Here is a 23393-nt window from a genome sequence, read left to right on the forward strand (position 1 = left end):
GATGGTTTACTGAATGAAGGGCTTTTTCGTTGTTTGATGACACCGCCGAGCTTCGAACGACAGCCGCAACCGCATCGTTCGAACAGCGTTGGCCAGAGGCTTTGACCCTCTGGAGAACCGTACTCATCCGTCATCCCGACAACGTTGAGGCATATAACCAAGCTGGTCAGGCAGCCCTCGCCGTCGGCGACCTTTCCGCTGCCGAGGAACTGCTGGCTGAAGCGGTGCGACGCGGTGCAAACGACGTGTCGGCGTGGCTGAACTATGCGGAAGTTGCCGCGCGGGCTGAACAAGCCGAGGAGGCCGGGCGTCGTTTCACTGCAGCGTGCGATGCGTTTCCAGAATCGGCCGCTGCTGTCGATCGCTATGCGGCAGCGAAAATCAAGTTTGGTGACTTTGACGGGGCAGACGCTCTTCTTGAAATGGGCGTCCGTCGGTTTCCGACCTACGTCTGGCTGCGTCTCCAGCATGCCACCGTCGCGAGCCGGACTGAACGTTGGGATGTGGCCATCGACCGGTGGGCTAATTTCCGCCGCGACTTTCCGCATATGCCGGATGGTTGGTTGGATGGCGCGTTAGTCCTAGTCCGCCTTGGTAGAGGCCAAGAGATTTCGGCGTTGCTGGATCAAGCTCTGCTCCTTGAAAGCGCAAATATATGGCACCATTTGTCTGCCATTCAACTCGGGCTAGGTCAGGGCGAGATAAAAGTATCTGCAAACCGGTGGTTGTCCGCCTTATCCCGTTTCATGCCGTCGGCACACGAGCAGAGAGCGCTCTATAATGTCGGGTGTGATGTCTTCGCTAGAGCGTTAGAGAACGATCAGACGGCGGACGTTGCGGAATTGCTGTGGGTCAAATTGCTGCTACAACCGGAAGACGACTCGCCCGACTATGTTCCGGCGATCCTTCGTCAAACGCTACCACTTTACTTCCATTCCCCGAAGACTTTTGCAGCACTCAAACGTTTTGCGGCTCAGCGTCCTTCTACGGAGCGCGAGCCGTCCAATGAAGTGAATTTTGACCGCGTACGCTTTGCATTTCAACTTCTTACAGATCCGTCGGCCAGAGAAGCATACGCGGAGCATTACATCCTTCATGCATCTTTCAAATTGCTGTCGTGTCTTTTCGATCGCTGGCTGATGCCGGACAATGTTGAAACGCTGCATCGCTTGCTGCCGAAACTGGCGAACGACCCATCTCTCTCTGACCGCAGCCGCTTCAATTTAGCGATCGGCGCGGCCACGGGAAACGGCTCGGTTTTGACGTCTCTGTGGGAGCGCGCGGCCAGCGTACACGACGAACATTCTCCAGATGGGCCCGGCGCGGTGTTGTCGGCGGCTGGACGCCGTAGACGCTCCGCTCTTGCGTCCGTCTCCTCGTCGTCGCCTGTCAACCGCCGCCTTCAGATCGCGCTTTGTGTTTCCGGCCAACTTCGCGGCTACCGGGAAGCGAAACAGACTTGGGGGCCATTAGGTCTTGCGTCTCATGATGTCGATATATTTGTTGATGTATGGGCCAACGTCGGCCGCAAGCTTCCAGTCCCTCCTCATTGTGCTCGGGCCTTCGAGGGTTTTTTTCTTGAACGGTTCGAACAAGGCTTCCGAGCCGTTGGCCGCGATGAAATGGAGCGCTCCTACCCTCATCTCTTTGCTTGGTTCCGCGCAACCTCCATCGTGACCGTCGACCAGTTGGCCGAAACGTATAATACTGATTATATAAACATCCAAAATGACGAAGACGCCCCTTATAACGGCATGGCCAATCATGAAAAGATGTATTATAAAGTAGAAAGCGCGTGGAATTATTTGATCAAGACGGGAAAGTCTTACGATCTGGTCATTCGCATTCGGCCCGACAAGTCTTTTTTTCGGAGCCCTACGCTCAATCTTTACGATGTTTTCGATAAATGCACCCGTGATCGGAAGATTCTTGCGGACGGCGGGGCCTTCCTTCACTACGATGTCCGATTGGGTATGGGTGATCAGTTTGCTGTCGGCACCTATGAAGCGATGAGTTGTTACTCTCGTGCGTATTCAATTACACGAGATCGCTTGCAGCAGCCCGCATTTGATTATCCAGCGGACCTGTTATCCCACGAGACTTTTGCGGCAGTTGCGTTTTACAATGGTATTCATGTCGATAATTTGCCACATGTCGCGTTTGGCCCCCCCTTGGATCCCAGCCGCATATCCCAGAGCGCGCTGAAGCGTCTTCTAACCACCGATGTGTCTGTCCGTCGACCAACCAGCCTCGATCGCGATTTGCTAAGTGCCGTCGAGAAAGATCGAGCACTGTCGAAGTTCGCAACTATTCGGCGGTCCATTCCTCGAATGGCGTCTAGAATTCTCCGCGGTTGGGGATTTTAGTGGGACTCTCATGCTTCCTATAGGAAAGCAAGCATGTAGACCGATCAGTACTTGAAGATGGTTCCTTTCCGGAGGGCCATGAATTCCGCTTGATCGATGGGTTGGATAGGATCGTGGGCTGACGGCCGGTTGGTTTGCCCGTTCGCGCGAGGAGACAATCTGGATGCGTGTGGCAATTCATTATTTTGGGCATCTTCGAACATTCCGGGATTGCCTTCCGTCACATAAGCAGTTTCTCATCGCTGGAAGTCATCAGTTTGATGTCTTTCTTCACACTTGGGACCATTCAGATAGGCGTACCGAGTCTTGGTACAAGGTCAATGGCGAGATCCGGAATGTCGAAAACTCCGATCTCGAGTTTCTGAAGAAAGAATTGGCACCTGTTGCCTGTTCCATCGAACCGCAGATCTTCTCCCCAGGCGAGCGTGATCTTGAATATATTTCATCGCGTAAAATGCACGAATCGCTCAGGAAGAGCTTGCGTTTGCGGTTGTCATGCAAGTTCTCGCCACGCCCAGACTTAGTCATTGTCATTCGACCAGATATACTCCTCAAGCGTCAGCTTGATTTGGATTATCTACATACAATTACGCAAGACCCTTGGTTGCAACGTGCTGTTCTCACGCCGACGCATCATCATCCGCCCTGCGGCATTTTCCAAACGGATCGTTTGGCAGGACGGGATTCGATCCTAATCGGGTCCGATGAGGCGCTGTCGCATTTCGGATCGATCGGATTGGATCCGTCGATATACAGTCGTTTTCCTCGATACAATCAGGTCGGCGAATGTTTTTTCGATAATTTCATTTTTCAACGACACCTCAGATGGGTGCCGATAGAATTCCTCGCGCCGGAGGATTGGGAGATCCGCCGCTCATCCTCATGACCGCGTTCCGATTTCCGTCAGACCAGCGTCTTCGAAATGGCTCGTCGTCCTTCTGCCGCGCTGCGTACACACCGGAGGATCGGGCACGTGTTTTCGCACGCCGGTTTGCGGGCCAATACTCCTCGTTCTTTGCCGATTCTTTGTCAGGTGACAGAGGCGAGTTAGCCCACACTGTTGCTGCTAGTTGCTGATGCTGCGTGAACGCAGAATCATCCGTAAGACCGCCCATTTAAGTTTGCAGCGTCGGTATAGCAGGCAGATAAGCCAGTACCACGACGTTCGGAAACTTCGGGGCTTCAGGCCGCGTGGTGGCTGCCCGCGAGGCAGGTAGATAATGCGCCGCCAAATTCTCAACCCACGTGGAGATTGGCGCAGGCTGGTGCGAGGACGCTGGCTACAGCTTCACCCTCGCGCAAATCGAGAATGGCCTTGTCGCGCCAACCGCGGAGTTGCACCGGCTTTGCCCCGACCTCGCCGTCGGGATAGCAGAGAGCCCGGCATTGATGCGGCGGCCTTGGCATCCCAGACTGGGCGCACGCATTGGTGACGCGCAGCCACCGCGCCCGCGATCCGCACCTCTAGGGCCGCTTCGACCTGGCCTACCGCGGCACCAGCTCGGCAAATCACGGGCGACGAACCTCGAGTTCGATGTACAATCAGGGCTGCCGGGAACGCTGCCCTCGACCCGGTGGGGCCGAATTTCATGACAATCATAGATCCGAGCCAAGTCTATCCTCTGCTTCCTCATCGATGTAGTTTGGATAATAATTGCCTACGGCGTCTGCCGATCGAATATCAATGAAAGACTGACTGAGTACACTCATAATAAGGTCAACAGTTTCCTGAGTCACATGGACGTTATCACCCGCAAAGCTCCCACAACCACCAGACGCCGCAATTTCATAGCTCGGAAAATATTCAACATTATCAAAACGCTCATAAATGGTTTGCGCCGCAGCTCGCAAAGTTGACTTAGATTGATAATTTGCAATAATTGCATCTTGCAGGGTAAAAGTAGCCTCGACTGGAACCGGGCTAACAGTCAGCAAAATCTTCTTCTTACCAAAGCTATTCATTAAATCAATAGATTGACAAAGGCGCATCACAACATCATTATAATCCATCCGATGAAACAAGAACCTGCCTGGTTGATTTACAACACTACTCCGGCTTGGCGCCTTATTTAGATAGCATCGACTCTCTTCGTCGAACCAACACTCAGTAAGGCCAAGCGTAATGATCAAAGCGCTGGACCGTTTTATTGAATTATACAAATCAAATATTTCCTTTCTCCTGCGCAAAAGCCGGTCCATGTTGATCGGGCGCTGATTGATGTGTAGAAATAGATCGAGGTAACCGTCAGCACTGCGCTCGATGCCAGCGCTATCAGAGTATGAAAACGACCCATAAACAGAGTCTATGCGCTGGAAAATTGTCCCGGCATTGTACTCATTGAGCAGATGGGGCGCCGGCCACGGAAATTCGCTCTGTGGAACTGTGAAGCTCGCAACGGGAACGTCAAATCCAAGACTAGCAAACCTCGGCTCGATCGCGCGGGCAAAACATGACCCAATGGTAAACACAGTCTCGCCAGGATTTAATCTAAAGGACGATTTGATTGTCGGCCTTAGATGCTGCCCAGTATATCGGGCCTCTTCTTTGGTGGGATACCGAAATGTTTTACTTCTAATACCATCTTTAAGGTTGGCGTAAGCTTCTTCACCGCGCAATGTCAACATGTTTTTTCCAGTCTCGAACGGTTACGACTAATCAGGTCGAATTTCTTTTCAGGTACGACAACTTATGCCGGGCTGATAGCGCCAGAGGTCAAGATTGATGCGGAAGATCCTTATCTTCAGCTGTGTTTGTTGCTGGTCGCCCGGCTGTGGCGCGTCCGTACCGAGAGCAGACCAGAATAAAAGTGCGGCTGTTGATCGCATGACCTACCCCAATAGCTCGTCGTTCGTTATCTGCTCAGAACTGTCATGATACACTAGAAAACTGGGCGGCCCCCGATCTCATCGGTCGAATTTATTCACAACCCGGCTATCAGAATTGATGATAGTCGTCTCGGTACCGGCCGGACCGTCAGGTACCCAGACGGCCAGCATGAAAAGCGGGCCACAGCTAACGAGGCCTTGACCGTTGAACGGGGATATCCGCATGATGCCGAGCAACCTTGATGGGCTCCTGGTCCTTGCAGTAATCCGCCTCGCCATCCCGAACAAGCCACCGATCCTCGGAGCACCTATCGGCCCGACGCGTTCCAAGGCCTCGGATCACGTAGCTGTACGGCGGCGGCGGATTCCAGGCCTGTTTTGCAGGCACCCGACCGAGTCACGCTACGAGGTGATGACAAGTGGGGTTGAGGTTAGAGGGGCGCCGGCTCGAGCTCACGCGAAGCGCAACTGTCTTGCTTATCGGCGTATTGATCGTTCGCTCGAAGCTCCAGGAGCCCCATAGGCAGCGCCCTTTCGAGGGTTTATTCCTTCCTTGAAGCGGACGGCGAAGCTCGGGAGTTCGGAACGTGATTTTTTGTATTGTGACGTATAATCAGCCAAAGCAGCTTGAAAGATTATATGCAAGCTTACGAAATTCTTGGGGGGAACTTAATTCTAATAATCTTGTAATAATAAATAATCATTCGAACTTTAAAACTCCTGGGCCTTCCAGAGTTTTCCATAATGCGCTTCGGCCAGATGGCAGTATTGGCTATCTTAGTAGAAGCTGGAATCAGTGTTTAATTCATGGTTTCGGCAATAGTATCGCACCACGCTCTGACTGGGTATGCCTCGTCCAAAGTGACGTCGTGTTTCAGCCTGGCTGGCGCGAGCGCTTTGAGCGCGCCATTGCTGAAACAGGAAGCCGGTTCGTCGCCTGTGGCCCCGGGGATCAAGCTACTTTCATCCACATCGAAGCATTCCGAGAAATTGGATGGTGGGACGAGCGGTTTTGCGGAATTGGCTATCAAGAGTTTGATTACTTTGTCAGGGCGTATATCCATTTGCGAGATCGCGCATCATTGCAGGGTCACGGCCCGTCAATGGTTCATAACTGGAAAGACCTCAATATTATTGCTCGTCAGAGAGAGAACGGGAGCGGCCATACCTCCAAGCTGAACCCGACACTGTTTGCGCACTTAATCAGTAAGTGGGGACAGGAAGTTTGCAGGCATTTAGAGACCACGGATCCGGCACTTACATCTCGTTGGCGTGAAGTAGTAGATTCTTATTACACAAAGTCTTCAATGCCCAAAGAATATAACTGGTACCCTCATTTTTTCATCGATGATGATACAGACTATTCAATCTTATATAAAAATTACACCCCGTTAAAATCCAATTCGCTCGATATCCGCACGCACGGGATGGAGTCAGACTACGAACAAAGACCAACAACCACGGCGAGAGATCTTCAGCTGCCCATAAACGAGCGTCTAGGTCAAGCAATCAAAAGGGCGCTCGGCCGCTGAATGTTTACTAAATCATCAGAGTATTGAGATTTGCTTCAGTGCCTTCAAGCTCGAGAGTGGACCAACTGAACCTCGATCATTTCAAACCCGCTCAGATATACCTGTGTGGCGACCGAACCAACAAATTTAACAGAATTAGGGTTGACGGTTGCCTGTACGCCTCCTTGCTCCGCCGGTTGATCATTTTTTATTTAATATGAAAGCCGCATCGCGTGCATCCCTTGAAATTAGACATGCAGCCGCTGGACTTGCTTCGGTTTCATGGAGAGCAATTGGCGTGCCAGCGCCTTTCCCAAACCGATTGGGATTGGCGAAAACAAGCGCGGAGTGACGGTGTTGGGGATTATAGAGGCCGTCGATGTAACAGGTCAGCGCGGCGATGGCCTCGGCTTGCGTCTGGAACGCGGTACACCAGACCAATCCACTCTTCATTGTCTTGAAGAAGATCTCGGCCGTCGTGTTGTCAGAGCGGTTCACTTGGCGGCCATTGAGACTACGTTGCCTTTTCTTCGTAGCTCGGCATGATTCTTGATTGATCAGTACTGTTGTCGCGGTTGGAGCAATGCAGTAGAGCTGGGTCAAATCGACGATGACAAGGGCAAGTCACAGCACAGCCGGCAAAGGTTTTTACTAATGATAGTCAATTGCCGCTTAGATCACGACCCGTCCGGAGTACATGTCGAGAACCGCCGCCAGATATTATTACCCATTCCGCGTCCAGACGTAGGAAATGTCGCTTCCCTTCTTCCGATCCGGCTCCGCCGCCATGAAGTCCTGGGCGAGCCGGTTGGGGGGCGACCGACAAGGCGTAGCTGCTCTTCGTGATCCGCCGGACACGGTGCCGTTGGCGGGCTTGAGCCCATTCTCCCAAATCAGCCGGGCCACGCGCCTTCGGCCTGCCGCTAAACCCTGCTTGCGCAGCTCGTGGGTCATGCGCGGGCTGCCGTAAGTTTCGTGCGAGAGCGTTAAGGTGGACCCGGACGTGGGCAAGCAGCACAAGGTCCTCGCGCTGCCGCGTCGATGCCGGGCTTTTCTTCAAGGCGAAGTAGCCGCTCGGGCTGACGGCGAGGGCCTTGCATAGGAGCGCGACCGGGAAGTCCTACTTCAAGTCCATCGGCTGCATCCGTCGCTTTGCTATCGGGGACCCGCGCTTGTCAATTGCTCGGATCTGGCCATAGGGCTATTTTGTCTCCGCTACGGGGCAGTAGCCTCGCAAAAAGCCCAGCCTATACTTCTAACCATATTAGGGCTTGGCGCCTGAAGCATTGTAGCTGATAAAGGCCGGACCTATCTGAGATCCGACAGAGCCGATGACCAACGCTCCGCAGAATGTTCCGATCGAACGTGTGAACTGGGTCCGCCGCGACGGAGGCGAACTCGTGATTAGTCTTGTCACAATGGGTCGGTCGCTTGCCTTCGGTTTCCAGCCTGAGGCAGCGCAAATGCTGCTGGAGGGTATCGTCGAGGCGTTACGCGAGCAGGTCGATGAGGCGATCCCAATGCCTCCGGTAAGCGCGTCCGACTCAGACGGTTCAGCTACCTCCTGATTTTCCATAAGCGCCAACGTGGAGTGGCGATGCTTGACCGAAACAGCTCTGCATGCTGCGTTCTGTGCCACTGGGGGCTTCTTTTAATCGAACCTCCAGCTGAATTCGGCGTTGGGCTTTCTGAATTGCAGGGAGCAGCCGATGTCCTCCTTCGACGATTTCAAACGCGACCCAGTCGCTTGGTTGGCGGTTGCTCGTGCTGAACCGGAGGAGCCCCTGGTCAGCACTCGCCACTTATCGTTGCCCCTTGACAGTGCTGAACTTTTGGAAGAGGCGGTGTCCGGTAAAAGCCCGAGTTACGACCGATTAATCATCTCGGCAGATTCAGCCTGGCTGGGGAGAGCTGGACCAGAAAGCGGCACGCAAGTTACCGGTGGACAGTCGGGCGCGCTTTCAGGAAGGCGTTCCCGGCTCAGGGAACAAGCTAGGCGAGTGGTTTGAAGTTTGAAACCGGGTGTAGACGGGGTTGCACATCGTCAGCATCCTCCTTTCACCAAAGTTATCCACGCAGGCGTATTCTTATCTACTGCTCACCCTAATCCAGCCTCTCGCCTGTATCGCGCCGGATGACACCACCGCCTATCAGTCGCTTGAACGGGCTGGCCTTGCCACACGGGAAGATTCGCTGCTGCGAGCCGACGATGCCCGCATGCCGGTCGCGCACCCGCCGCACTTGCGCGATCACGCCGACGTCGACCACCGTCTTAGCCGCATGACAGGGCCGGCACAGCACCTGACAGTTGCCCAACGAGGCATCCTCCGTCAGCGCGGCCGGGATAATATGGTCGTAGTGGAACCGCCCGACCTGAAGCGCGCAAGGACAGCGGCTGCCGTCCTTGAGGAGCCCCTCGCAGCGCCCGTCAGCCCGTGCGAGGGCGGCGCGCAGCACCGCCTTGCTGAACTCCCGCCGCGCCATCACGCCATCCCCGCAGCACTGTCCGCGGCCGGCCCGCCAAGGTCCGCCGCGATCTCGGCGCGCTCAGACTGGGTCTCGGCTAGCCGGTAGGCGTGCAACTCGCGCGCGCCGAGCCCAGCACAGGCGGCAAGCCAGCCGAGATAACCAGGATCACCAGCGTCGCAGGCGCGTGCAGCGACGATCGAGGCCTGCCCGTTCTCACAGCGAGCGATCGCGAGAATGACAGCCGCGTGCTCAGCGACGAGGTCGGGGGCGTCGAGCGATTGAACGACCACAATATAGCGCCGACTGGAGCGCCCGCGCCAGACGCTCATAGCGGTAGCAGGCGCGCCGCGCAGACCCACGTTCGTGCGCAAGCGCTCCTCGCGAATTGGCAAGCGGACGGCGCGGTCAGCCTTCAACTCGCGCAGGGCAGCAGCCCAGGAGATGGTGCGGTTCGACATGGTCCCCTCACGCGCTGAGCGGGGAGAGGGCGACACACGACCCGTCAGAAGACAGCGTGTGCGAAAGCGCGGTTGACGGGAATCCAGCAGGGCAGCGGAATGCCTTAGAGGTCGTTGGAGTCGAGGAGAGGGCCTGAAGGTGGTACTGAATAGGAGAAGACATGCTGCGCTCCGGGTTATCGGCGGGACCTGCTCCGCCACCAACCCGACCCCGCTGTCGACCCGTGGGACCGGCGGGGTTGAGGCACGCATGCTGCTGCCTTCAGGCGTGCTGACTGCTCAGCGTCAGTCCGAGGGCATGAAGAAACCCCTGCAATCGGTCACAGCAGCTAGCTCGCACGTGGTCGACTGACGGCCGCAAATACTCGTGGTGCGCAGGTGCCTGACAATGAAAGTTATTCCAGTGCTTGGCAGCTTAGATTTGCGACTCATTGGGCCTATCAATCGGTTTATGAGTGCGTCGCTCTGCGAGCATTAGCGCTCCGTTGGCGGCGACAGTCCAGTCACAATCGACGTTGGACGACTATTTTCAGCGCACGCTCCCACGAACGAATTGTGAATTTTAGCACGCAAATGATTGTATTTTTAAAACCAATCAAAGAGATCATGATGTTACAAGCCGGAGCAGCCACCGAAGGTGGCCTACACTTCGGCTTACGGAGCCGTCACAATCCGAGAACGTCGTCGGCAGGTCAGCCCAGCATCACGGTGTTGGAACAACCCACTCAGCTGGGTCATGGCGCGATCCTTCAGCCTCACGGATGGCACGACCGCCCGTCACCTCCTCGTACCGTCTCACGATCAGGTCGACGTAACGCGGGTCGATCTCGACCCCGTAGCACCGCCGCCCCGTCCGCTCGGCCGCAATCAGCGTCGAGCCTGAGCCCAGGAATGGGTCGAGGACGACCTCATCTCGCCCCGTAAGATCGAGCAAGGCATCCGCGAGCACCGCGACTGGCTTAACCGTTGGGTGATCTTGCAGGCCCTTCCGCGAGCCTGATCCAAGCGACGATGCACCAGGATAGGTCCAGAGGTTCGAACGCCAGCGGCCGCCGCGGCCCAGGCTGACGTTGTTGACGTGCGCCTCCTCGCCTTTCTTGAACAAAGGGAGCAGCTCGTGTTGCGAGCGGTACAAACTGCCCATGCCGGCGTTCGTCTTCGCCCACACGATCAGGTTCAAAGGCGACAAGGCGAACGCAGCCGCCGCATGTTGGACCACGTGTAGCCCGCGCCAGTCGATGAAGGTGCCGAACACGCCACCCTCGACGAGGTGGGGCAGGGTGGCCTCGATCCAGTCCAAGTTGAACGTCTGGAATTCCGCCACGGTCATCTCACCGCTGGCCATCGCGAACTCGCGGTGCTCACCGCCCGTCACGTGCCCGCGGATCGGTACGTTGTAAGGTTCATCGGTTAGAAGCAGGCGCGCATGTTCCGCTCCCATGAGCTTGGCCAGCACGGCTGGATCGCGGGCATCCCCGCAGACCAACCGGTGCCGACCGAGCACGAACACATCGCCCGGCTGTGCCACCGCTGCCGCGTCCGCCGACGGTGTCAACGGGCCGGGCTCAACGGTGTCGGACTCATCATCCAAGAGGAGTTGGTCGATCTCGCCATCCGTGAAGCCCGTCACGTCGAGCGGGCCATCTTCGAGCGCGAGCTCCTCGAACTCCAATTTCAGCTCGTCCAAGTCCCAGCCGCCGCGCTCCTGCAGCCGGTTGAGCGCCAGCCGCAAAGCGCGCTGCTCGCTTGACGTGAGGTGGCCCGCGACGATGCAGGGAATGACGCTCAAACCCACGAGCTTGGCTGCCTCGACGCGCGCCACGCCGTCGAGGATACCGTCCTGCCCGTCGATCAGCACCGGGTCGCAGAAGCCGAGAGAGCGGATCGAGGCGGCCACGCGCTCCACCTGGGCAATGTCGCGCTTGCGCACCGCGCGGGCCGGCACCGTGAGTGCTCCTGGTGAGCGCTGAACCAAGGCGAGGTTCGGAGCCAAGTCGTTGCGCACCCGGCCTGCCGCAGGAGCGGGTCGGTCGAGGTTCGTCCGGCGCCGACGACTCTTGCTATGAAGAGCGTCGACCAACAGGTCAGCGCTGCCCAAGCGGTCTCGCGTCGCACGTCCCATGATTGCTCTCCCTCTAACGCGCTTCACCGTCCACTAATCAGATAATCTTCGGGCCTCCGGCCAACCCGACCGGGAGAGTGACGAAGATCATCAAACCTACGCTTCCTGCCGGTGCCGATCGGCTTGGGCTTCAGCCACGAGCCGCTGCTGCTGGACGATCGCTCGCGCCTCCCAATCAGCGTCGCTGTAGGGCGCCTCGCTCGCGTATGGCGGCGGTTGGCCGACGCCGAAGACCTCGAACAGGATGGTGTCGATCTCGCGAACCTTGCGGAATGCACCACCGATCGGCATCTCGGGCTGCGAACCGAACGGCCGCGGCGCCCAGAACCAACCCACACGCTCGAGTCCCGGCGCTTTCGATGGTTGCTGCAGGTACTGTGCCCGGAAATTGTAGGCGCCGATCTCGTGCAGGATCGCGATCAGGGTGTCCTTCCCTTCGCGATCCGGCAGCAACGGCTCGCCCTTCTGCCGCAAGACGGTCCGCCGTTGATGAAGTCGCCATGCCTCGTAGTTGAGAGCGATAGCCGGCAGGACAACTTCGGCCCACACCCCGCTTTTGCGGACGTGAGCCGTCAGATCATCCTCGTGCACACGCTGCATAACCAGGACGATCGCGCCGCCGGCTTTATCGTTCAGGCGCGGCACGATTTCGGCATCGTACCAAGCGCTGACGCCGCCGCGCGCCGCATCGTCCTGCGCCCGATGGGGCGCGATCGGATCGTCGATGACGATGAGGCCGGCACCGCGCCCGATCAGGCTCTGGCCAACAGCCCGATACAGAATGCCGCCGCCGTGCGGCAGGATGATCTCGCCCGGTGTCACAGTCGGCCGCAGATGCGGGAAAAGGACCCGACACCGCGGGGTGCGCATGAGCGCGATAACACGGCGTTGCAGCTCTGCGGCCAAGGCACGCGTGCCGGCGACGACGATAATCTTGCGCGTTGGATCTCGGCCGAGCGCGAAGACCACCATCGCGACCGAGGCACAATGTGATTTGAGGCTGCGCGGCGGGGCGTTGAGGATCAGGCGAGTGGCGCCGCGATCGAGGCAGCCTTGCAGTGCATCGGCCATGATGTCGACGTGCCGGCTGGTGCCGAGCTCGTCTCGCGGAGACAACTCGTGGAAAGCGAGCTTCGTGAAGGAGGCTAGGTCGGCGCGATAGAGCCGCTCGTGAAGAGAGTTCGTCATCATCACGCATCCGATTTATCGTCGTCATCCAGCGGGACGAGCGTGACGGCAAGCTCGGCCAAGATTTTGTCGTCAAAAGGTCTGATGCCAAAGAGGTCGGGCTGGCCTCTTTCCCGCATATGCCGAAGGACAAGTTCCCGAGCACGGGCGTCACCATTCGCCGCAGCCTTCACGATGTTCATAATGATCACCTCGCGCACGCTAACGCGTACCTTTCGGCCGTCGCGAGTGACGGCGACGAGTCGATCGAGTTGTTGTTCAAACAGCGTGTCGATGTTTTTCGAACGACGTGGGCGCCCGACACGATTACCGGAGGTCCCAGGCTTGAATTGACTATGACGCGGTGGCTTGCGGTAGCCGATCTCGTAATCATCACTCATGATCGCGATCCCGAACGCGGAATTGGGCGACGACATCGCACCAGTTTGCGGGCGGCTTCGATGGCTGACGCCCGCGCTTGCGCACCGGTGCCTGCTGGACAAGTTCGGTGATGCGGACGGCCAGCTCGGATAGCTCGATCACGAATGCACCGAAGAGGCCGCCGGTCAGCTCCTCAGAGAGGAATTCTGAAAGTTCTTGTGGCCCATCGAGAATTTCGATGTGCTCGAGCCGCCCACCTTCTTTGGTCAATGGCCCAAAATATTGAACCGCATGTTCTGTCGCCTCGACCTGACGCAGCACGAGGAATACTTTAAGCTGCTCTCGTCTCTGGCGCGGCGATAATTTCGAATCAGCCTCGCCAGATTGTATGAAATTCGTGCGCCCCCACGTCTCAAGGCTATCATTCGCCTTGTCAAAGACGTGCTTAAGCTTGACTTGATTCGCCGCGATAAGCTTGATGACCTCCCCCTGCTTACAGCCGAAGCGGGTCAGATCATGCGCCACAGCGAGGTTGAATATGCGGTGCGGCGTATATTGGACTTCATACCCAGTCCCAGTTGGCAACTCGTCGTAGAATGCCAAGGTACATGCTGAATCCCCACCTTGGCTGGCGCGAGCACGCACGAGGTCCTCGTCGAGAAGACGCCTCAAGCTAGCAATAAGCCGAGGGGGAGCAGGCTGCGCAAGGCGTAGACGCGCCGTCTCCGACGCCCCGTACATGAGCGCATAGACGAGTTGGATGGCTTGCTGGCGTGTAGCAGTCATAGGCGCTCATTTAGAGCCACTGACCAGGGGTTCAATAGACCCCAAAGTTTTTAGCTGGCAGGCACCCTGTGGCGCGCGATTATATCCCTGTTAGAGTTAGATAGTTCCCTGTTCCAAACCGGCGGGAATTTTGCGGCTACTCGATTGATTATGAAATCCAATTTCCGGCCGCATGCCGCCAAAGAACGACGTATAAGCGTCAAATTCCCTGATGAGCAGGCCTTCACCGCCCTATCGCATCAGCCACAGGCGCTGAGTACGTTGGGTTAGTAGCGTGGAGGGGTGATCGGCATCGACGCATCGCCGGCAGCGCACAGCCGGATGGGCACGGGTGGTTAAATCGACTGAGAGGGTTCGTTGGAGGCTCGGTGCCTGGGCGAGCTAGCACGAAGTGCGATCGGCAGTGCCGTGTAATGCGGGGCGCAACCTGAAAGCAGGCAGTCACTCGAGCCAGGGAGCTGACATGCAGATCATCTGGGCTCGGATCAGTTCAACCGCGATCCGCAGCGACCGGGTTATCGGGCCTCGGCCAGATCACGGCGTCATCGGGCACAGCGCGCAGCACAGTGCAGCCCATGCCAACCATCGCCCGCTCACCGATTGTCAGCCCCTGCAGCACCTTGGCCAGCGGGCCAACCAATCCGTCCGCACCGATCGTGCAGCGCCCGGCGACGAAGGCCGCCGGTGAGATCGTGGTATTGTCGCCAATCCGCGTGTCGTGACCGATGATCACTCCTGTGTTCAGCACAGAGAACCGTCCGAGCCGCGCATCGACGTTGACGATCACGCCATGGGCCACGAACGCGCCGGCGCCCAGAACCACGCCCTGGCTGACAATCGCGTGCGGCGAGACCAGGGGCGGGCAGGGCAGGGCGTGCCGGTCGAGCCACGCGATGATCTCGGCCCGCGCCTGGATCGCGGCCCGGCTCACGCCTCCGACGGCGAGCGCCACGCCGTCGAACTCCGCGCGATCGGCCAGCAACTCATCGAGATAGCCCCGATAGGTTCCGACCTGCGCGCTCGGCTGGCTCGAATAAGTCGCCTCCACGGTGTAGCCGCAGAGCTGCGCGACCTCGGCGATCTCCTTGGAGAAGCCGCCGCCGCCGATAAGGGCTAGGCGCTTGGTCTCGGACGTCACCGGCCGCCCTCCATCAGAGCGTCGCTCCACCGTCGACCCGCAGGATCTCGCCGGTCACGTGCCGCGCCTGCGGCGACATCAGGAACGCGATGGCGTCGACCACCGAGTCCACCGTGGCGGCGCCTGCCGGGCTCCGCTTCTCCAGCGCGGCCTTGAACTCGTCGCCGTAGAGCCGGGCATGGGCCTGCGTCATCTCGGTGTCGAGCCAGCCCGGCGCGACGCCGACCGCGCGGCGCGGCGCGAGTTCCCGGGCCAGACCGCGGATCAGCGCGTCGAGCCCCGCTTTTGATGCGGCATAGGGAACGATCGCCGGTTCCGGGCGCTGGGCCGCGACCGACGACACGGCGCAGAACACCGCGTCCCGGGTCGAGACCCGGGCATTGCCGAAGGCGGCGGCGAACAGGGTCGGGGCCACGAGGTTCGTCTTGTACACACGCTCGACCTCGTCGACGCCGAGGCTGCGCATGGGTTTGATGAGTTGAACGCCGGCGCAGTACACGAGACCCGTCAGCAGCCCGCGCTCGGCGACCGCAGATTGCAGAACGCCGCCGATCGCCGCCAGGTCGGTCACGTCGGCCGCGACGGTCGCGATCCCCGCCTCGGCGAGTTCCGCGAGCCGATCCGCACGGCGGGCGAGGGCAGTGACGACCGAGCCCTGTCGGGCGAAATGTTCCGCAACCGCCCGGCCGATACCGCTGCTGGCACCGACGACGAGGATATGACCCGTGGGATCCGCCATCGCCCGGCCTCAGGCGGCCAGCTTCGCGCCGGCCATGGCCAGGAGGTCGTCGGTGGTCGCGGCCTCCGCGATCCGCGCCGGCTCGACCTCAAGGCCCAGCGTGTCGAACAGCGCCATGATGTTGAGGATGCCGAGGGAGTCGAAGGTCTCGATCTCGCCGAGCTTCTGGCCGCGCGCGAGCGGCCCCGGCTGATCCAGGATCGCGCCGAGCTCGTCCAGGAACCCAGCCTCGGTCATCGCGCGGTCTCCTCGAACTTCAGGACGGGGGGTGCGTAGATCCGGTCGGTGGTGATGGCGCACGCGCCCCAGCTCAGACCCACGCCGAACCCCGCCAGCACCGCGCGCAGGGGCCGGTGCGCAAAATCCTCCGCCAGGAAGCCGGAGATCGTGCCGGGGATCGAGGCGGCGTTCTGGTTCCCGTAGACGGATTGCGTGCCCGAGGGAAGCTTGCCGTCGTCGAGTCCTAAGCGCCGCTGCAGGTTCTTCAAAATATACTTGTTCGGCTGGTGCAGGACGTAGAAGTCCGGATCCTCCGGCTTCAGCCCCGCGGCCGCCAGGATGTCGGTGATCAGCCCCGGCACGCGCTTGAGCGAGAAGTTGAACACCTGCGCGCCGTCCATATGCATGGTGGCGGGCTTGTCGGCATCCTCGGCATCCCGGCGCAGCCCGCTATGCGGGATGAACAGGGCCTTCTCGCCCGATCCGTCGCTGTGGAGCTGAAAGACGCTCTCCGTCGCGCGCCGCTCGATCAGGATGGCGGCGCCCGCATCGCCCATGATCGGCGTGATGGCGCGGTCGTCCTCGGCGACCATCCGGCTCGCCACGTCGCCGACGCAGAGCAGGATCCGGTTCAGGCCCGATTCCACGAGGCTGTAGGCCACCGAGAGCCCGTACACGAAGCCGCTGCAGCCGAGCCGCATGTCGAAGCACAGCGTGTCGGTGCGCATGCCGAGCCGGTGCTGCAGGCTGATCGCGGTCGAGGGCGAGCTGTAATCGGGCGTCTGCGTGACCAGGATCAGCCCGTCGAGATCCTCCGGTTGCAGGTCGAGGCCAGCGAGGAGTTGGCGGGCGGAATGCAGGCAGAGATCGGCCGTCGTCGTGTCGTCGCGCACGACCACGTGGCGCGTGGTGAAGCCCATTGCGCGCTTGAGCCGCTCGGCCTCCTCCGGCGCCATGCCGAGATCGGCCGCCTCGGCGTCGAAGGCCAGCGCCCGGCCGCCGACCGTGGTGACGAGGCCGGCGAGGCCGGCGTTCCGGAAGCGCAGCTCAGCCACGGGCGACCGCGTCCGCCACGTAGTCGAACCAGCCCTGCAGCCGCCGCAGCGGCGAACGGGTGCTGTCGAGGATGCTCTCGTCGGCGAGCGGCACGTAGCGGCCCACTTTCTTCTCGACCTCGGACTCGGTCTCGAGCAGCAGCTCCACCACCGCGAAGGAATCAATCCGGTCGAACAGGTCGTCCTCGGGGCCGAGCGCGCTCAGCTCCGGGCGCCCCCAGGTCTCGATCAGACGATCCAGGGTGGTGCGGGCCGCGGCGGCCGCGCCCTCACTCCGCGACGATGTGAATGTAGGCGGTGTCATCCGGTCCTCGGGTCAGTCGATAGTCCTTGCCCTCGGGGCCAGAGCCGAGGAGCGCGAACCCGTTCTCGTCCAGGAAGGTCTCGACCATCCGGTTCTTCGCGCTCGGGCGATACTGGGCCCTGAGCTCCGGATCGGCCTCCTGCTGGCAGACGTAGCGCAGAACTTGGCTCTCAATGCGGCGTCCCAGCGCCCGGCAGCTCATCAGGAAGGTCTCGAGCGCGCCGTTCCGGACGATGGCGACGCCGACGATGCCCATATCGCCGAACCGGTCGACCACCCGGGCCGCGTAGACGCTGCCCTCGCGCATGGCGGTGGCGACCTCGTCCTCGGTGTAGCGCCGGGTGGTCAGGTTGAACTGATTGGTCTTGTTGATCAGCTGCGTGACGCGCCGCAGGGAACCCGGATTGTTGCGGGCGATATGGACGCGGATCTCCAGGGAGGCGAGGTATTCGTCCATCGAGGCGGCCGAGCGCTGCAGCTCCTGCCGCTGCGCCTCGCCCCGGTACTGCTCGGTCTTGGCCAGATCCTCGGCGGTGACGTTCCGGGCGCGCAGGGACGCGATCCCGTCGAGCAGGGTGAGCGCCTGCTCGGGGCGCGTCCGGTCGAACAGATGGCACGCGACGCCGGGGAGCCGGGTGCGGACCTCCTCGATCTCGAACGGGTTGTCGTCGAGGAAGATGAAGCTGTCGAGGCCGAGATTGAGCGTCGCGGCGAGGTCGCGGATGTTCTCGCTCTTCTCGGACCAGTTGCTGCGATAGGCCACGAAATCGTCGAGGCGCAGCGGCATGGCGCGCTGCGCGAACACCGCGCGAAAATCCTCCTCGTTGTTCTTGGTCACCGCGCAGAGCAGGATACCGAGGTGCTTCAGGCGCAGCAGCTGGCGCTGGAGCTGGGTGTGGACGATCCCCGGATAGTCGCTGTCGACCTCCAGGTTCTCCACCCCGTCCTCGCCCACGACGCCGCCCCAGAGGGTGTTGTCGGCATCGACCACCACCACCTTGCGGCGCGCCCGCAGCCGGGCCGCGACCGCATCGGCGTAGCGCTCGACCAGCGCGTCCACGGCCGCCGGGGCGTAGGGCATCTGGTACATGTAGCGGTTGCGCTCGCGGAAGGCGCCGGCGAAGCCGAGAATCGCCAGGGCACCGGCCGCATCGATGACGCTGACCCGCTCCTGCGACCGGGCGAGGTCGAACAGCACCGCATTGATCCGGGCCAGGGCCTCCAGCTGATCGTGGAGATCGCTCTCCACCGACGAGACCGGCACGAACGGCACGGTGTTGAGGATGACGGTTCCGGGCGCCCGCGCCAGACGGGCCGCGACCAGATCGGCGAGCGCGCGCGCGCGGGCGACCGCGCCGTCGTCCGGGGCGACATCGAAGAACCAGCGATGGTCGAGATGCACGGCGAGGACGTCGACCGAGGCGGGCCCCGTCAGGACCTGCTCGATCTGTCCGATCGGGAAATGCTCGACCGAGACCGTGGCCAGATCCGCGAGGCGGCTCGCCACTTTCCCGAACGGGTTGGTGACGACGTTTCCGACGAAGCCGATCGATAGGGCGCGAGCCGTGGTCATCCTCGATACCGGTCCCTGCAACACCCTGGCGGGTGCCTGCCCTCCGGCGATTGACCGGCCCCTTCCCGTGCGTGCGAGCGCCGCCCTCTTGCGAGATCGCGTGTCATAAAGCAAGGGGCCGGTCCGCCCCGCCGCCCGGGCGATCGGCCGCCCTCGGCGGAGGGCAGGGGTGTCGGCAAAGGTGGCGGCACGGGTGTCGATGGGAGCTTCTCGATGAACGGATCCAGTTCGGGCGATGGCTCCGCGACGACGCGGGTCTGGACCGAGGCGCATCAGGCCGCCTTCGCGCGGGCGACGGGCGACGTGAACCCGATGCACATGGATGCGCGGATGGCCCGGCGGACGCTCGCAGGCGAGCGCGCGGTTCACGGCGTTCACGCCGCCCTCTGGGCCCTGGAGACCTGCGCGGCCGCGTATCCGCTCGAACGGCTCGCGACGCTCCAGATGCGCTTCGAGCGTTTCATCCTGGTCGGGGACCGCACGACGCTCACGATCCGGAAGACGGCCCATGAGGCGGAGGCGCAGCGCCTGGACCTCTCCCTGACGGTGGACGGGGTCCGCGTGATGACGATCCAGGCGGTGTCGGCGGCGGAACGGCCGCCGGCCTCACCCGTGCAAACCGTGCCCTGCCCGATCCCCGCGGAGCCCGTCGCCCACGATCCCGAGGCCCTGACGGGCCTGACCGGCGCCTTCCGACTTCCCGATCCGGAGGCGATCGCCGCGCTGGCCCCACGCCTCGCACAGGCCATCGGTCCGGCCCGCGTCGCGGGTCTCGGCGGCCTCTCGACCCTGATCGGCATGTTCGTGCCGGGGCTGCACTCGATCCTCTCGAAGATCGACGTTACCCTCACCGACGAAGCCAGCGGATCGAGCCTCGCCTATGCGGTGAAGCGGTTCCAGCCGATGCTGCAATCGGTGACGCTCGAGGTCCAGGGCCCGGGCCTTGCCGGCCGCGTCGAAGGCTTCGTCCGTCCGCGGCCGGTCGAGCAGGAAAGCCTGCGGGACCTTGCGGCCCTCATCCAGCCGGGGGCGTTCGCGGGCGTGACCGCCCTCATCGTCGGCGGCTCACGGGGCCTCGGTGCGGCGACGGCCAAGCTGATCGCCGTGGGGGGCGGCGCGGTCTGCATCACCTACGCCTCCGGGGCCGACGAGGCGGAGGCGGTGGCCCGGGAGATCCGGGAGGCCGGGGGGCGCTGCCAGGTCCTCCGCTACGACGCCGCACGGCCGGTTGCCGAGCAACTCGGATCCCTGGAGAACGACCCGACCCAGCTCTATCACTTCGCCACGCCCCGCATCTTCCGCCAGAAGCGCGCCCCGTTCGAGCCGGCCGGCTTCGAGGAGATGATGCGGATCTACAATTACGCCTTCTACGCGCTGAGCTTGTTCTGCCTCGGGCGCGGGCGTGCGGTGACGGCCTTCTATCCCTCGACCACCGCTATCGACGAGGCGCCCCGCGACACCCTGGAATACGTGATGGCGAAGACGGCCGGCGAGACGCTCGCGGCGACGATGGCGAAGACAATCCCGAATCTGAAGACCGTGATCGAGCGCCTGCCGCGGGTGCGCACGGATCAGACCGCCACGATCTTCCCCGTTCCGGCTGCCGCCCCCAGTGCCCTAATGCTGCCGATCATCCAGCGGATGTCATCGCTCTGAACGGCGCCGTCGCCGCGGATACGGCGGTCGGCAACCGTGCCGGGATCAGCGCGCCGTCGCGCCCCCCGCCCCCACGGAACTCGACAGGGCATCGTTGCCGCCCTGGACCCCGGCGGTGCCAAGTGGATTGCCGCGCGTGTCGGTGTTGAGATTGGGATCCTGCTGGATGAGACCGCCGGGCGCGGGATCGAAGGGTTGGACCGGATTGTTCGCCTGCAGGCCGCCGCCGAACGGCACCACGAGCCGGCTGGGCCGGATGGAATCCTCGCACAGGCCCTGGCAGATCGGCTCGACGAGGTCTGTCGGCTGGCAGATCGGGCGCATCACGCCTTTGACGCAGGCGCACCGGCAAGCCGCCCAGGCCTGGGTCGGCAGGAGCAGGACGGCGCAGAGCAAGACTATCGACCGCATGGCGGATCGCCCCTTTGACGCCGCCCTAACCCGGCGGCGTCGACATGGTAGCAGGCTGGCGGACCAGTCGCGAGACGCGATCACTCCGCCGCATCCGCGTCCGACGGGTCGGCCGCCGCGTCCGCATCCGCCTCATCCGGGTCGACCACGGTCTCCGGCTCTGCGGCCGCCGAGAAGAAGTCACCCTTCCGGACCGCCTCGCCGCCCGTCACCATCATGCTCAGGTAGGTGTTGAGCGTGTTCGGGGCGACATCGGACAGCCGCTCGGCGATCTCCGCATGCGACAGGCCCTGCGGCCCGGCCGTACCGAGAAGCGCCTTCAGGCGGCCCTTGGCCGAGTTCGCCCGCGGACCGCGGGCACCGCGGCGCCCGCCCGGCTGGGATCCAGCCTGCTCACCCGCGGATGACCGCGGGCCGTCCGACAGGGGAGGGACGGCGATATCCTGCAACGGGACACCATCCACGATCGAGGTCAGCGCAGCTTCGGCGGTCCGCAGCTTCGTCAACTCTGTGGCGAGCCGATCGTAATCGTGCTGAAGCGCGGTCCTGCGCGCCCGGACGTCGGCCAGCGCTTTCGTCAGCGTGTTGTCCTCGGTCACCGGCCAGCCTCATACTCTGATGTCGTTCATGACGCAGGCCATACCGCACAGGCCCTTCCCGTCGTCAACAGTACCGACGCAGAGACCCCAGCGGCCGAATAATTCCATGCTCAAGCAGCGGCGGCTCGGTTGTATCACCCGCACACTATGTCATAGAAACATCGAGACAATTGTTGGCCGGATGACGTCATCCGGACATCGTCCCGGGCCTGACCTTCCCCGTCCGATCACGCTGAGACCGCACCGGCCATGAGGGACGACCGACGCCCGGCCCTGGATCCGGCGCGCGGCGACACCATCGGCCCAGAGGGCGATCCGGCCAACAACGAACGCCGCAGAGCACATTATGCCATTGGATATATTTGATAAGGGAAAAAATAATGTTATCGATATTGATGCTCGCGATCAACAAAATCATGCCGGAAGAGTTTATATCAACGGCAGCAACAATTACATCCGGATAGGGCGCGGCTGCGTCTCGGACAAGGATATGTACATCGTCATCGAATCCAATTGTCGGTTCGATGTCGGTGAGGATGTGCGGCTGTCGATGGCCAACATCCATATCGGGTCGAGTTCGGTGCTGCGCATCGGCGACAGAACGGGCTTCACCGGCCTGGTCCATCTCAACCTGGTCGAGGCCAAGGCGATCGAGATCGGCACGGATTGCTCGATCGCGGCGGGCGTCTGGATGACGACGAGCGATTTCCACTCGATCATCGATCGGGAAACCGGGGCCCGGCTGAACGCGGCCAAGCCCGTGCGCGTCGGCAATCACGTCTGGATCGCCAATCAGGCCTCCCTCCTCAAGGGCTCCGTGATCGGCGACAACGCGATCATCGGTGCGCACGCGGTCGTCACCGGGACGGTGCCCGCCCATTGCGTGGCGGCCGGCAATCCGGCCCGCATCGTGCGGGACAACGTGACGTGGCGCGCGGATCTGATCTGATCGCCGGACCGTTGCAGCGACCCGATCGCGCGCCGGGGAGTTCCCGCCCCGTGCGGCGCATCGCTGAAGGGGGCCGGCCCGCCACAGTGGTTTACCACGCTGGCCCGTTCCGATAGGGCGGTGGCCCGCCGAGGCCATTCCCGGCCGACGCGATGCCCCATCCTCGACCCAGCCTGCGCGACCTCATGCTCACCGGAGCTCTCAGTCTCGACGATTGCGGTGCCCAATCCTGCACCGCGCCGGCCGCCCTTCCGGCGGGGCGTGCCCCGATCACCCGACGCGACGGCTGCGCGGAGCGGATCGCTGCACCGCAGAGGAACCGTGAGCCGGGGATACCGCACGACGCGGCGGGATCGGTGCGGTGACGCGGCTGAAAGCTCTGTCCCACCGCATTCCGGTGTCACGCTGGGTGCGGGCGCGCGGCGCGCCGCTGCTGGCCCGCCTGACCGGACCCGCCCTGCCGCCGGCCCACGACCTCGCCAGCGCCGGGGCGCAGATCGCCGCCCTCGCCCCGCATGTCGACACCGCCTTCTACGCCACGTGGTACGGCATCACCGCCGATCCCGTGCGCGACTACCTCGTCCACGGATGGCGCGAGGGCCGCGACCCCCGCCCGGACTTCGCCTCCGCCGCCTACCTCGACGCCCATCCCCACCTCGCCCGC

The 23393-nt window shown here is 61.6% G+C and carries 21 protein-coding genes and 2 pseudogenes; 7 read left to right on the top strand and 16 right to left on the bottom strand.

Features of this window, described 5'->3' with window-relative positions; all coding sequences use genetic code 11:
* Positions 1–29 precede the first annotated feature (29 nt).
* Together MKK88_RS16045 and MKK88_RS16050 are read left to right on the top strand one after the other, a co-directional pair.
* Positions 30–2366 carry a tetratricopeptide repeat protein gene (locus MKK88_RS16045; RefSeq protein ID WP_244001354.1) on the top strand — a complete coding sequence of 779 codons (2337 nt, stop codon included), beginning with the start codon at positions 30–32 and terminating at the stop codon, positions 2364–2366.
* A 163-nt stretch (positions 2367–2529) separates the two neighbouring features.
* Positions 2530–3252: a hypothetical protein gene (locus MKK88_RS16050; protein WP_244001356.1), complete on the top strand. Its 723-nt coding sequence runs from the start codon at positions 2530–2532 to the stop codon at positions 3250–3252.
* 710 nt (positions 3253–3962) lie between these two features.
* Here the strand turns inward: MKK88_RS16050 and MKK88_RS16055 are convergent.
* A complete protein-coding gene (locus MKK88_RS16055; RefSeq protein WP_244001358.1) occupies positions 3963–4991 on the bottom strand; it encodes a GSCFA domain-containing protein in 1029 nt (342 codons plus the stop codon).
* A gap of 803 nt (positions 4992–5794) precedes the next feature.
* Between MKK88_RS16055 and MKK88_RS16060 the strand changes: the two genes are divergently transcribed.
* Positions 5795–6724 (top strand): glycosyltransferase family 2 protein, encoded by a 930-nt coding sequence (locus MKK88_RS16060; protein ID WP_244001393.1) that lies wholly within the window; start codon positions 5795–5797, stop codon positions 6722–6724.
* A gap of 261 nt (positions 6725–6985) precedes the next feature.
* Here the strand turns inward: MKK88_RS16060 and MKK88_RS16065 are convergent.
* Positions 6986–7823: pseudogene (locus MKK88_RS16065) on the bottom strand (IS3 family transposase); the annotation flags it as partial.
* A 211-nt stretch (positions 7824–8034) separates the two neighbouring features.
* On the opposite strand from MKK88_RS16065, the gene MKK88_RS16070 reads away from it, so the two are divergent.
* Complete coding sequence (locus MKK88_RS16070; RefSeq protein ID WP_244001360.1) at positions 8035–8271, top strand: hypothetical protein; 237 nt, start codon at positions 8035–8037, stop codon at positions 8269–8271.
* A 535-nt stretch (positions 8272–8806) separates the two neighbouring features.
* Here MKK88_RS16070 and MKK88_RS16075 read toward each other — a convergent pair.
* The 12 genes from MKK88_RS16075 to MKK88_RS16130 all read right to left on the bottom strand — a co-directional run bounded on the left by MKK88_RS16075 (position 8807) and on the right by MKK88_RS16130 (position 19114).
* A complete protein-coding gene (locus MKK88_RS16075) occupies positions 8807–9187 on the bottom strand; it encodes an HNH endonuclease signature motif containing protein (protein ID WP_244001362.1) in 381 nt (126 codons plus the stop codon).
* A complete protein-coding gene (locus MKK88_RS16080) occupies positions 9187–9630 on the bottom strand; it encodes a hypothetical protein (RefSeq protein ID WP_244001364.1) in 444 nt (147 codons plus the stop codon). The genes MKK88_RS16075 and MKK88_RS16080 overlap by 1 nt, the downstream gene beginning before the upstream one ends.
* Before the next feature lie 703 nt (positions 9631–10333).
* Complete coding sequence (locus tag MKK88_RS16085) at positions 10334–11575, bottom strand: site-specific DNA-methyltransferase (protein WP_244001366.1); 1242 nt, start codon at positions 11573–11575, stop codon at positions 10334–10336.
* Between the two features lie 273 nt (positions 11576–11848).
* Positions 11849–12943 (bottom strand): hypothetical protein, encoded by a 1095-nt coding sequence (locus tag MKK88_RS16090; RefSeq protein WP_244001368.1) that lies wholly within the window; start codon positions 12941–12943, stop codon positions 11849–11851.
* Positions 12943–13320: a DUF5681 domain-containing protein gene (locus MKK88_RS16095; RefSeq protein ID WP_244001370.1), complete on the bottom strand. Its 378-nt coding sequence runs from the start codon at positions 13318–13320 to the stop codon at positions 12943–12945. The genes MKK88_RS16090 and MKK88_RS16095 overlap by 1 nt, the downstream gene beginning before the upstream one ends.
* Entirely contained in the window at positions 13313–13903 is a 591-nt protein-coding gene (locus tag MKK88_RS16100) for a hypothetical protein (RefSeq protein ID WP_244001371.1), read from the bottom strand. The genes MKK88_RS16095 and MKK88_RS16100 overlap by 8 nt, the downstream gene beginning before the upstream one ends.
* A gap of 673 nt (positions 13904–14576) precedes the next feature.
* Positions 14577–15224: an acetyltransferase gene (locus tag MKK88_RS16105; protein WP_244001373.1), complete on the bottom strand. Its 648-nt coding sequence runs from the start codon at positions 15222–15224 to the stop codon at positions 14577–14579.
* Positions 15225–15237: 13 nt separating this feature from the next.
* A complete protein-coding gene (locus MKK88_RS16110; RefSeq protein WP_244001375.1) occupies positions 15238–15963 on the bottom strand; it encodes an SDR family NAD(P)-dependent oxidoreductase in 726 nt (241 codons plus the stop codon).
* Positions 15964–15972: 9 nt separating this feature from the next.
* Positions 15973–16200 (bottom strand): hypothetical protein, encoded by a 228-nt coding sequence (locus MKK88_RS16115; protein WP_244001377.1) that lies wholly within the window; start codon positions 16198–16200, stop codon positions 15973–15975.
* Positions 16197–17237 carry a 3-oxoacyl-ACP synthase III family protein gene (locus MKK88_RS16120; protein WP_244001379.1) on the bottom strand — a complete coding sequence of 347 codons (1041 nt, stop codon included), beginning with the start codon at positions 17235–17237 and terminating at the stop codon, positions 16197–16199. The genes MKK88_RS16115 and MKK88_RS16120 overlap by 4 nt, the downstream gene beginning before the upstream one ends.
* Complete coding sequence (locus MKK88_RS16125) at positions 17230–17541, bottom strand: hypothetical protein (RefSeq protein ID WP_244001381.1); 312 nt, start codon at positions 17539–17541, stop codon at positions 17230–17232. Before MKK88_RS16125 ends, MKK88_RS16120 begins: the two co-directional genes overlap by 8 nt.
* Entirely contained in the window at positions 17507–19114 is a 1608-nt protein-coding gene (locus MKK88_RS16130; protein ID WP_244001383.1) for an HAD-IIIC family phosphatase, read from the bottom strand. Before MKK88_RS16130 ends, MKK88_RS16125 begins: the two co-directional genes overlap by 35 nt.
* A gap of 213 nt (positions 19115–19327) precedes the next feature.
* Between MKK88_RS16130 and MKK88_RS16135 the strand changes: the two genes are divergently transcribed.
* Positions 19328–20770, top strand: a complete 1443-nt coding sequence (locus MKK88_RS16135; protein WP_244001385.1) for an SDR family NAD(P)-dependent oxidoreductase — start codon at positions 19328–19330, stop codon at positions 20768–20770.
* Between the two features lie 45 nt (positions 20771–20815).
* On the opposite strand, the gene MKK88_RS16140 is transcribed toward MKK88_RS16135, so the two are convergent.
* A complete protein-coding gene (locus tag MKK88_RS16140; RefSeq protein ID WP_244001387.1) occupies positions 20816–21181 on the bottom strand; it encodes a hypothetical protein in 366 nt (121 codons plus the stop codon).
* An 80-nt stretch (positions 21182–21261) separates the two neighbouring features.
* Entirely contained in the window at positions 21262–21780 is a 519-nt protein-coding gene (locus tag MKK88_RS16145; protein WP_244001389.1) for a hypothetical protein, read from the bottom strand.
* Positions 21781–22126: 346 nt separating this feature from the next.
* Between MKK88_RS16145 and MKK88_RS16150 the strand changes: the two genes are divergently transcribed.
* Both MKK88_RS16150 and MKK88_RS16155 read left to right on the top strand, forming a co-directional pair.
* Positions 22127–22729, top strand: a complete 603-nt coding sequence (locus tag MKK88_RS16150) for an acyltransferase (protein ID WP_244001391.1) — start codon at positions 22127–22129, stop codon at positions 22727–22729.
* Positions 22730–23090: 361 nt separating this feature from the next.
* Positions 23091–23393, top strand: a pseudogene (locus MKK88_RS16155) (hypothetical protein); the annotation flags it as partial.

Source organism: Methylobacterium sp. E-005 (genome assembly GCF_022829725.1).
Taxonomy (GTDB): domain Bacteria; phylum Pseudomonadota; class Alphaproteobacteria; order Rhizobiales; family Beijerinckiaceae; genus Methylobacterium.